The 11079-nt window shown below is 69.7% G+C and carries 7 protein-coding genes; 1 reads left to right on the forward strand and 6 read right to left on the reverse strand.

Going from position 1 to position 11079, the window contains the following annotated elements; all coding sequences use genetic code 11:
• Window positions 1–10: 10 nt before the first annotated feature.
• From ACZ63D_RS08855 to ACZ63D_RS08880, 6 genes are all read right to left on the reverse strand, one after another.
• Window positions 11–1525, reverse strand: coding sequence for a cell division protein PerM (locus ACZ63D_RS08855; protein ID WP_465353663.1), 1515 nt, complete (start codon window positions 1523–1525; stop codon window positions 11–13).
• Window positions 1526–1680: 155 nt separating this feature from the next.
• Window positions 1681–2427 (reverse strand): DUF5336 domain-containing protein, encoded by a 747-nt coding sequence (locus ACZ63D_RS08860; protein ID WP_465353664.1) that lies wholly within the window; start codon window positions 2425–2427, stop codon window positions 1681–1683.
• 217 nt (window positions 2428–2644) lie between these two features.
• Window positions 2645–3535, reverse strand: a complete 891-nt coding sequence (gene sucD, locus ACZ63D_RS08865; protein ID WP_009072477.1) for a succinate--CoA ligase subunit alpha — start codon at window positions 3533–3535, stop codon at window positions 2645–2647.
• Between the two features lies 1 nt (window position 3536).
• The gene (sucC, locus tag ACZ63D_RS08870; RefSeq protein WP_037712311.1) at window positions 3537–4706 is read right to left on the reverse strand and encodes an ADP-forming succinate--CoA ligase subunit beta; all 1170 of its coding nucleotides are present in this window, start codon (window positions 4704–4706) and stop codon (window positions 3537–3539) included.
• 118 nt (window positions 4707–4824) lie between these two features.
• On the reverse strand, window positions 4825–5145 hold the full coding sequence (locus tag ACZ63D_RS08875; RefSeq protein ID WP_465353665.1) for a hypothetical protein: 321 nt from the start codon (window positions 5143–5145) through the stop codon (window positions 4825–4827).
• On the reverse strand, window positions 5142–6614 hold the full coding sequence (locus ACZ63D_RS08880; RefSeq protein ID WP_465353666.1) for a hypothetical protein: 1473 nt from the start codon (window positions 6612–6614) through the stop codon (window positions 5142–5144). The genes ACZ63D_RS08875 and ACZ63D_RS08880 overlap by 4 nt, the downstream gene beginning before the upstream one ends.
• Window positions 6615–9460: 2846 nt before the next feature.
• On the opposite strand from ACZ63D_RS08880, the gene ACZ63D_RS08885 reads away from it, so the two are divergent.
• Window positions 9461–10147, forward strand: coding sequence for a M23 family metallopeptidase (locus ACZ63D_RS08885; protein WP_465353735.1), 687 nt, complete (start codon window positions 9461–9463; stop codon window positions 10145–10147).
• Window positions 10148–11079 lie beyond the last annotated feature (932 nt).

Below are 11079 nucleotides of genomic sequence, written 5' to 3' on the forward strand. Positions count from 1 at the left end.
CGCCCCAACCCTAACGGTCGTCCTCGGCGGGCTTCGCGTCGCCGGAGTCCTCGGTGGACTCGGTCACAGCCTCCGGCTCTTCGGCGGGGGTTTCCGGCTCGTCCCCGGGCTCGTCTCCGGCAACGGCGGCTTCGGTTTCCGGCTCGTCCTCGGGCAGGTCGAGGCCCAGTTCGGCGTCGGCCTCGGCGTCGAAGTCCTCGTCGTCCTCAGCGAGATCCGAGTCCTTCTCGGGAGCCTCTTCTTCCGCGGCTTCCTCGTCGGGGTCCGCGGCGTCCTCATCGGACTCGGGCTCGTCGGACTCTTCCGGCTCGGCTTCGTCCTCCCCCTCAAGCAAGCCGACCGGCCGCATCGGAGCGTGCACCCCCGCGAAGAACGCCACGAACCCGGCCGGAATCACGATCCAGCAGAACGCCACGATCGACGCCACCCCGACCGGCACGCTGACCGGGTCGAACGGACCGTCGCCAAGGCGTCCGCCGGCGAGCGTGCCCAGCAGGACGCAGCCGAACCCGACCACCGCGCCCGCGACGACCACGGTCCGCAGCCGCGCCGCCGGATCGTCGTCCACCGCGCGGACCGACCAGCCGACCAGCACCCCGACCGCCAGCGGCAGCACCAGCAGCGCCGGCCACCACGACGCGGCGTGCTCGGGGATGCCGCCGAGCAGCGGCACCCCGGGGACGGAACCGCCGCGGTAGCCGATGAGGTGCACGTCGAGGCCGCCGATGCTGAACCCAGGCCCGCTCACGAACGACATCGCGGCGACCACGGCGTTCGGCAGGTACACGACGGAAAGCAGGAACAGGCCGAAACTGCTCCCGAACGACGGCCCGAACAGGCCGGACACCGTCCGCGCGGACAGGGCCGTGGCGGCGGTCAGCGTCAGAGCGCCAGCCGCCAGCAGCGCGAACAGCCCGAGCAGACCCGCGCGCAAACCTCGAAGAGCCAACGGATCGAGCCGTTCGGAAAGCACCTTCGGCATGCCGAACCGGCGAAGCACCCCGCAGGTCGCCGCGATTCCGGAGAGCACAGCAGGCACCACCGCGGCGAGCGCGATGTTCGCCCGTACCGGCTGGCCGATCGACAGCACCGAGATCAACAGGCCGAACAGCAGATGCGCGCCGGAAATCGTGGCGAGCAACGGAACCGTGTGCCGCAGCCTCGCGCAGCGAAGCCGCCCGACCGCCTTAGCCGCCGCGCGCGCGACCAGCAGCACCACGCCGATGGTCGGCAGCAGCGGCAGCATGCCGAGCGGATGGCCGCCGATCCCGAGTTCGACCTGGTAGGCGGCCAGCCAGCCAGGCCCCGCCGACAACAGCACGCCGCTCGTGGAGACGATCGCGTGCTGCGCGGTCAGCGTGACGAGCGCGAGCAGGATGGCGACCGCCGCGTAGCCGATGACGAGCGGGCCGAGCGCCGCGACGAGCAACACCCGCCACCGGGGTGCCTGCGGGACATCCTGGTCAACGGAGTCGCCCACCGGCTCGTCGCCCGCGGGGCGTCCGGGACTGGTGAGCACCTGCATGTCCCCGACCATGACATCCGGACTCGGCCGTCCGGGTGAGGCACGCCGCCCGGCGGACGTGGCGAATCCAACGCCCACCCGGTCGTGGCACGAGGGCAATAAAAACACCCGCTGTGACACGGAGAGTCACAGCGGGTGGGTAAGACGACGAGGTATCAGCCTTGCTGTCCGAAACCTCCGGGCGGTGTGCCCGGTTTGTTCTGGTCGGCCGGCGGCTGGAAGAACTGGCCCTGCTGCGGCGCGTACGTCGTGGCCTGTCCGCCCGGCGGCGGCGTGGCGGGCGGCTGCTGCTGCCCCGGAGCGGGCTGCGGCGGCGACTGCTGACCCTGCTGCCCGGGAGCAGGCTGGTACTGGGTCGGCTGGTACTGACCCTGCTGACCCGGTTGACCCTGCTGGCCGTAGGGCTGCTGGTAGGCCGGGACGGACGGCTGCGGCGTCGGCGGCTTGAGCACGCCGTACTCGAACAGCAGCACGGCGACCGCCGCGGCCATCTGCAGCAGACCGAGGATCAGCACCACGATCACAATGGCGGACGAGCGCCCGGAGATGACGGCGTCGAGCGCGCCCAGTCCGCCGAGCACGCTGAACAGCGCGGCGAATGGCAGCGTCTTCGGCCCCTTGGGCAGCAGGTTCAGCGCCGCCAGCAGACCGCCGACGAGCAGGAACAGAATGGGCTGCCCGGCCGTGCCCGCCTCGGCGGCGAACCCGAGGAAGTACTGCACCAGCCCGAGCCCGGCCACGCCGAGGGACAGCAGCAGCGGAAGGTTCGGCGGCGCGCCGGCACCCGTGGCAGGCGGACCCTGCTGCGGCTGGGGCTGCTGCGGGAACCCGCCCGACGGGGGCGGTCCCTGGGACGGCTGGCCCTGCTGGGGGTAGCCGGGCCCGCCACTGGGGAAGGTCATCGGAAGCTCTCCTGTCTCATCGACCGGCGGTTCGGGATCTTGAGGCACCCGGGGTGCACCGGCGGCGTCCCCCGCTCACGAGTGACTGCACGCTAGCGCATCCGGCCGGGGCGTCCGCGTCGTTGGACGCACTGAACACCGGATCGGTTGCGGGCGGAAACGACGAAGGCCGGGCACCGTGTCGGTGCCCGGCCTCCGCCAGTGGTGTCGCTGCTGGTCAGCCGAGGCTGTTGTACAGCTCACGCGCGAGAACAGCGGTCTCGCTCGGGGTCTTGCCGACCTTGACGCCAGCGGCCTCGAGGGCCTCCTTCTTCGCCGCGGCGGTGCCCGACGAACCGGAGACGATCGCGCCCGCGTGGCCCATCGTCTTGCCCTCGGGGGCGGTGAAGCCCGCGACGTAGCCGACGACCGGCTTGGTCACGTTCTCCTTGATGTAGGCCGCGGCGCGCTCTTCGGCGTCGCCGCCGATCTCGCCGATCATCACGATGACCTTGGTGTCGGCGTCCTTCTCGAACGCCTCGAGGGCGTCGATGTGGGTGGTGCCGATGACCGGGTCGCCGCCGATGCCCACGGCGGTGGAGAAGCCGATGTCGCGCAGCTCGTACATCATCTGGTAGGTCAGCGTGCCCGACTTCGACACGAGGCCGATCGGGCCCGCGCCGGTGATGTCGGCCGGGATGATGCCCGCGTTCGACTTGCCGGGGCTGATCACGCCGGGGCAGTTCGGCCCGATGATCCGGGTCTTGTTGCCGGTCGCGACCGCGTGCGCCCAGAAGTAGGCCGAGTCGTGCACCGGGATGCCCTCGGTGATCACGACGGCCAGCGGGATCTCGGCGTCAATGGCCTCGATGACCGCGTCCTTGGCGAACTTCGGCGGCACGAAGATGACCGACACGTCGGCGCCGGTCTCCTTGATGGCCTCCTCGACCGTGCCGAACACGGTGAGGTCCTTGCCCTCGATGGTGACCGTCTGGCCGGCCTTGCGGGCGTTGACGCCGCCCACGATGTTGGTGCCGGACTTCAGCATCTTGGTCGCGTGCTTCATGCCCTCGGAGCCGGTGAGCCCCTGGACGATGACCTTGCTGTTCTCGTTGAGGAAGATCGACATCTCACGCACCTGCCGCGGCGAGCTCGGCAGCCTTGTCGGCCGCGTTGTCCATTGTGTCCACCACGGTGACCAGCGGGTGGTTCGCGTCGGCCAGGATCTGGCGACCCTCGACGACGTTGTTGCCGTCCAGGCGGACGACCAGCGGCTTGGTGGCCTCGTCGCCCAGGATCTTCAGCGCCTCGACGATGCCGTTCGCGACCGCGTCGCAGGCGGTGATGCCGCCGAAGACGTTCACGAACACGCTCTTCACGTCGGTGTCGTTGAGGATGACGTCCAGCCCGGCCGCCATGACCTCGGCCGACGCGCCGCCGCCGATGTCGAGGAAGTTGGCCGGCTTCACGCCGCCGTGCTTCTCGCCCGCGTACGCCACGACGTCCAAAGTGGACATCACGAGGCCCGCGCCGTTGCCGATGATGCCGACCTCGCCGTCGAGCTTGACGTAGTTGAGGTTCTTGGCCTTGGCCTTCGCCTCGAGCGGGTTCTCGGCCTGCTTGTCGACGAGCTCCTCGTGCGCCGGGTGGCGGAAGGCGGCGTTCTCGTCGAGGGTGACCTTGCCGTCGAGGGCGATGATCTTGTCCTGCGGGTCGCGGACCAACGGGTTGACCTCGACCAGGGTGGCGTCCTCGGAGACGAAGGTCTCCCACAGCTTCACCACGACGTCGGCGGCCTCGTCGATGATCTCGGCCGGGAAGTGCCCCGCCTTGAGGATCTCGAGCGCCGTCGCCTTGTCGACGCCCTTGATCGCGTCGACCGGGATCTTGGCGAGCGCGTCCGGGCGCTCGACCGCGAGCTGCTCGATCTCCATGCCGCCTTCGGACGACGCCATCGCGAGGAAGGTGCGGTTGGCGCGGTCGAGCAGGAAGGAGAAGTAGTACTCGGACGCGATGTCCGAGGCTTCCGCCACCAGCACGCGGTGCGTGATGTGGCCCTTGATGTCGAGGCCGAGGATGGCTTCCGCCTTCTCCTTCGCCTCGTCGGGCGTCTGGGCCAGCTTGACGCCGCCCGCCTTGCCCCGGCCGCCGACCTTCACCTGCGCCTTGACGACGACCTGGGTGCCGATCTGCTCCGCGGCGGCCTTGGCTTCTTCCGGGGTGCTTGCCACGGCGCCCGGCAGAACCGGTACTCCGTGGGCGGCGAAGAGATCCCTCGCCTGGTACTCGTAGAGGTCCACTACTCCAGTCTCCTGACGACACGCCACTGTGGTGGTCCGTTTTCCGGACCGCGCTGTCGGACCAGTCGAGGTTAGCGACCAGCGCAGACGCAGGGGACGCCGCACCTGGTGAAGTCGGTCACCGTACGCGGTCAGAGGGTGTCTCCAGGGTGTGAGACCGCCCACCGACAAGCGTTTCGGCGGCCTTTTCGGGGCTTACCTCGCCGAGTTCGACGACGGTCGTGGCGGGAAGCGCTTCGGCGAGGCCTTCGGGAACGGGGCCGCCGAGGAGGCCCAGAATGTCGGGATCCTCCTGTTCGGCAGTGCGCACGATCTTTTCGGCGGTGTCGAGGTGTCCTACGTGGACGACTTCGAGACCGGCGTCGCGCAGCATTCGCGCCAACGGAATCGCCGCAGTTTTTTCGGACAGCTCCACGAGGACGACCCGTCGCGGACTCACTTCTTCGCCCCGGCAGCCGCGGTGGCGGCGGTAATCACTGCCGCCACGACCGCAGCGAGCCCGAGCCAGAACCCCGCGCCCGGCTTCGCGCCGGAGAACAGGGAACTGACCAGTGGAATCTCAGCGACGTGCAAGGCGAGAAGCACCGCCGCTCCGGCCAGCCCCGCCGCCGCGGCACCGGGCCGCGAACGCACGCTCAACCCAAGCGTCCCGAGAACGACGAGCAGCGCGGCGAGCAGTCCCCACGACGGAGTGTCGAAATCGGACCAGAGACCAGGCGTCGAGTAATCGTGGGCGGTGAAAACCGGCAGGCCGAATGTCGCGATGGCCAGTACCGCGGTGATCCCGGCCGGAATCAGCACTGGCGATCGCGGCCCTTCAGTACCGGTGTCGTCGCGTTCCACGACGCCGGTGATCACCGCGGCCAATCCAGTGAGCCCGGCGAGACCGAGCGCGATCGCGGTGAAAACCGCTCCCGCGCCGAGGTGAAAACTGATCGCACCGCCAAGCCCGCCGAGCCCCGTCGCCTCGGACGCGGTGATCGCCGTGCTGAGCACGGCCGTTCCCGCGAGAACGACGCCGGCCCACACCACCGCGAGCACCCCGCGAGCGAACGGCGCGGTGCGGCGCGAGAGAAGGAAAGGTGCTGGCAGCACAACAAGAATCGCCGCGACCAGCAGTTGCAGCCGGGCCAGGCTGTCCGTGCTGTTGCCGAGCTGCGGAGCGTACGCACCGATCGCCGCCGCGATTCCGGTCAGCAACGCGAGCAACCCGGTGAGCGTGCGCCAGATCGTGAGCCCGGGGACGCGAGCCTCGCCAGCCAGGTCGGTGCGTTCAGCCTGAGTCTGCTGCGGTGTCGCAAGTGGAGTGAGGCCGAGGACCAGGACCATGGGCACGACGGCGAGATACGCCCCCGTCGACACCTCCAGCCCAGGCACGGCCAGCCCAGCGACGAACGTCGGCACCGCGACAGCCAGCACCGCCGCGGCAATCCCGCCGAGCGTCCCGCGAGCGACACCGTCGGATCCGGCGAAAACCCCGAGCACCGCGGCGATCGGCAACGCACCGGCGAGGAGAAGGTAACCGGCGAGCGCTAGTCCCGGCCCCTCAAACGCTGACCGCGCAAGGAGAAACGGGTCGTCGGAGAGCACCGGCGTCATCAGCAATCCGACCGCGGCGACCACGGCCAGCAGCGGAATGATCAACCGCCAGCGGCGTTTGCCGTCGCCCCCAGCGATCTCGTTGCGCTCGCGCGCGACCCGGGCGGCCGCTATTCCGGCGGCGATCGTCAGCAGGTGTCCGGCGATCAGCAGCCAGAACCCGGCGCCGACCCCGCTGCGGTCGAGCAACCGGTCCGGGAGATACAGCTCAGGGCGGATGGTTTTGGAGCCGTTGACGAGGAATTGGAGATCGAGGATCAGCCGTCCCGGTGCGAAAACGGCGAGACCGGTGATGAGCCCGGCAGCCAACCCGTGCCGCCCGCTGCGAGCCGCCGCGACCGCGATCCCGGCAGGGACGATGGCGAGGATGACGAGCAGCGGCCAGGAGAGGTAGCCCGGCCCCGCGTCCGGCGAGACCGGGGCGATGGCACCGGCGGCCAGGGCGAGGGAGCCGATGGCGAGGAGGGCGGTGGCGGTTTGGAGCCTTGGGGAGGGGGCTTCGTCAGTGAAGTCCAGAAGGGACGCGGACCTCGGCTCGGCCGGGATGACGGCGGGCTTTTGGCGGCTGGCCTCGTCATGCTGACTGGCGGGTGATGCTTTCTCTCGGCTGGTTCCCGCCGCGCGTTCGTCCCGCGGTTCGGCTGAGTCTTCCGCGGGCGAGCGCGACCCATCGGTGCTCTCCGCTGGCTTCGGCGCGCCACGGTCAGATGTGTTTTTTGGGGAGATCGCGTCACCGCGGCGCGATGCTTCCGATTCATCACGGTCAGCCGAACTCCCACCGGAAGTCTCCGCCCGGCGTGACTCGTCGATGCCGTCTGCTGACGTCGGCATCCCGCGGCTGGGGCCGCCCGAACCTTCCCCGGAGGTCGCTCCGCTCCGGCGAGATGAACCGTCAGCACGACCGGACGCGTCAGCCGAACGCCCAGCGGAAGCCGTCCCGCGACGACCGGATGAGTCGGCAGGGCTCTCGGCTGGATCCGCTTTCGCGCGGCTGGCATCGCGACGAGCCCGGGCGCGGGCGGCAGCCTTGCGCTCGGCGAGGCTGGGACGCCGGGGCCCGGGACGGCCCGGGGTGTCGGCGGTGTCCGGGGTGTCCGGGGCGGAATCGCCGTCGGAAGGCTCTGGGGTCGGCGGAGTCATCGCTCGCGACGCTAGCAAGGACCGGTCTCGGCGCGGGGACAGCAGGGCCGCCTCGACCAGGCCGGAACGCACTTCCAGGTGAATTCCCCGCCGGATGAACCTCCGCCCGCCCCCGCGCGTCTGACGGGGTGCGAAGAAAAAATTCCGCCGATCCGCGTAAGAGGGGCGCGGGCCGGAGGTCTCGACGGCAGAGGGGCCGGAGGGAGCGTCGGGAAAAACTTCGGGAAGTCGCGTAAGGGAGAGACGTTCGGGGCGTCACTCCTGCGCGGGACGAAGCACGGGGACACATCGCGGGGGCGATGGACGAGGTCGGATGCCTGTTCGCAGCAGGTGCCCGACCAGGTCGCGGAGGGGAGCCGCGACGGGTGCCGGAAGGTCGTGGGGACGACTTGCCGGGACCGAGGGGTGGAGAGGGCCGAGACCTGCCGGGGAGGGCAGGTGAACGGCCATTGCGGAGGGGAGCCGCGATCTCCGTTCCTGGCAGGCCGGGGAGGACCTGCCAGGAACGGGGAAGGTTGGGACCCGCCGGGGCGGGTAATCCAGCCGGAGCGCGGAGGGGAGTTGCAACAGGCTTCGGCAGGTCGCGGGGACGGTCCGCCGGGGAACGGGACAGAGGGGACGGATAGGCAATCCTGCCGGGTCGCGAAGGGAGCCGCGACAGGCTCCGGCAGGTCGTGGGGACGGCCTGCCGGGAATCGGGGAAACGGGTCGGTCAGGCCAGGCAATCTGGCTGGGTCGCGAAGGGAGCCGCGGCAGGCTCCGGCAGATCGCGGGGACGGCCTGCTGGAAACGGGGACACGAATCGGCCAGGCCAGGCAATCCGGCCAGGCCACAAAGAGACCCGCAGCAAACTCCGGCAGATCGCGGGGACAACCTGCCGGAAACGGGGACACGAATCGGCCAGGCCAGGCAATCCGGCCAGGCCACGAAGAGACCCGCGACAGACTCCGCCAGTTCGTGGGGACGGCCTGCTGGGGAACGGGGCAGGGTCGGCCGGGACGGGCCGCGCAAAGAGCTGCGGCAGGCTCCGCCCGTTCGCCGGGGAGGGTCTCCCGGGGAGCGGGGGCCATGGTTCCGGCCAGGCAATCCGGGCGGGTCGCGAAGGGGACCTTGGCAGGCTCCGGCAGGTCGGGGGAACGGTCCGTCGGGAATCGAGGACGACCGTGGCTTGCCGGGGCGAGCAGGTAACCAGCCGCAGCACCGTGGAGAGCCGTGGCGAGGCTTGGGGAAGACGGGGCCGCCGGATACGGCGAAGGCTTGCCGCGAGTGAGCGACCGAGCGCCCGCCATGAAACGCGGGGTGTTGGCAGGCCGCGGACAGCGTTGCGCGCCTGAGCGGAGAGGCCGTGTGCGGGGTCTGACCAGGTGATGCCGCCTAAAGCAATCCGCTAGCTGCGGACGGGTGAGGTCGCAGGCAGAGCTTGCGGGTGCTTCGTCGCCGGAGCGCGAGCGCGAAAGTGCCGAGGCGAAGCCCTTGGAGATAGCCCGACGGGACGCGCCACGAGTGAGCGTCATCACAGGATTCGGCGTGAAACTGCTTCAACGCGCCGGAGCGACCGGTTATTTCGTCCAGCGGGCCACCGGAAGGGGCCCCGAAGGCGTTGAACCATCCGAAGGCCTGTGACTCACGACACATTCGACGAAGTAGTTCCCGATTAACTTTGGGTAGTTTCCACAGCTAGACGCTCGATGCACGCCACTCGTTCGGCCGAAAGCTCGGTCGCGTCTTGCTCATTGAGGCGCCGCTTCGTTACTGTCCTGCGGTCCCCATTACAGTCAGGTCACGAAGCAGGACGCTGAGCGAATCACCCCCGAGGTTCGTTCACGGGATCCCCCGCCCGAGTTCCGCTTCCGCCCGACTCCCCGACGATGGAAGGCCCTGTCTTGGCTTCACACCGCTCCCCCGGCGGCCAAGCCCCTTCCCCGGCGCTGAAAGACGCACTGGACGGTGCGGTCATCCGCGTCCGGGGACAGCACCGCATCGCCCCGCCCTCCTCCGCCCTTCGCGGGCGGGTAGTGGTCGCCGCCGTCGCGGCTGGCGCGTTCGCCGCAGCCGCCGCCGGGCAGACTCTCAAGTCGACCAGCGGCGGAGATTCCGACGCCGCGGTCACCCCGCTCGCCAACGCACAGAACGCGAGCGCCTCGTTCACCCTCGGCAGCGCGGGCTCCGGGGGAGCTCCCGAACTTCTGCCGACCGGCCACGCCGTCGACGCCTCCGCCGAAGCCGCGAAGATGGCCGACGCCGCCAAGGTCACCAAAGCCCGCGTGCAGGCGGAAAGCGAAGCCGCGCGCAAGGCTGCCGAAGAGGCTGCCCGCCCGAAGACCTGCATGCCCGCTCACGGCACGTTCACCTCCGGCTTCGGCGCCCGCTGGGGAACGAGCCACCTCGGCATCGACATCGCCAACTCCATCGGCACCCCGATCTACGCCGCCTCCGACGGCACCGTCATTCAGGCCGGCCCGGCCAGCGGCTTCGGCCTTTGGGTCCGCATCCAGCTCGATGACGGCACCATCCAGGTCTACGGCCACATGAACAGCTTCTCCGTCCGCGAGGGCCAGAAGGTCAAGTGCGGCGAGCAGATCGCCGAGATCGGCAACCGCGGCGAGAGCACTGGCCCGCACCTGCACTTCGAGGTGTGGCAGGACGGCACCAAGAAGATCGACCCTCGCCCGTGGCTCGCTGCCCGCGGCGTGAACGTCTGATCCGTCCGCCGAGGCAAACCGTGCAGTGGCAGCTGCCGCCGCGCGAAGCCGTCGCCGGAGCTTGATCCGCATAGGTCGCTTCCAGGCTGATCTGCTTCGCCCGCAACAACTCCCGGCCGCACTGCCCGCACGGTTCAGCAAAGGCGCGGCCACGATCGCCGGGGCTGACGAAATCGCGGAAGCACCAGTTGCACCTCAAACAAGCGGCGGCGCGTTCTTGCCTCCACTGCTCGCTGGATTCCGACGCGGGGCCAGCGGTGGTCAGGTCTCGCGTCGAAGCCGTTTCGGGCGATCAGTACCAGCAAGAAACCCGTACGTGCGTGAAGGCTTGAGCGACGCCTCAGCCGTCAAGGTGCGGACGGCGATGGCGTCACGGATCGTTGCCAGGTAGGCGACGGACGAAGTAGGCAACTGCTACCTGCCACACCGTGCATAGACCCGCGCTTCTTCGCCACGGCATCCATCGCGCGACGCCCTCGTAGGCGCGCGATTGTCCTCCGCAGACGACGCAGTTGCCGTCTGACCCCAATGCGTGCTGCCTCAACAGCGCGCGCCATGCTGCGGCCAGCCGTGCCACATCCCCTGGCACGTCCCGAGCTGGCCAGGCTGCCGTCCCCACAGCAACTGTCCCCGCGACTCTCCTCAGGTACTCCTGTACCCCAGTGGCAAATACCCCAAACAGCACCGCGTCCATCCCCCTGTGTCCCTTCCGCAGCATATCGCACTTCTTCGAACTTGTGTTCGATGAAGTTGAGTATGCCGGAGGGGACCGACAAGATCGACAGGTTCGCCGGAGGGTTCACCCAGTCCGGCGAAATATGTCCAGATCAGTGCGGGCGGCACGGCACGGCACGGCACGGCACGGCACGGCACGGCACGGCACGGCACGGCACGGCACGGCACGGCACGGCACGGCACGGCACGGCACGGCA

This window comes from Amycolatopsis sp. NPDC104775 (assembly GCF_055583325.1).

What these genes read in the sequence shown, in the direction of transcription:
- ACZ63D_RS08860 (WP_465353664.1), bottom strand. Translation starts at nt 2,427, where the DNA reads ATGACCTTCCCCAGTGGCGGGCCCGGCTACCCCCAGCAGGGCCAGCCG.
- ACZ63D_RS08855 (WP_465353663.1), bottom strand. Translation starts at nt 1,525, where the DNA reads ATGCAGGTGCTCACCAGTCCCGGACGCCCCGCGGGCGACGAGCCGGTG.
- sucD (WP_009072477.1), bottom strand. Translation starts at nt 3,535, where the DNA reads ATGTCGATCTTCCTCAACGAGAACAGCAAGGTCATCGTCCAGGGGCTC.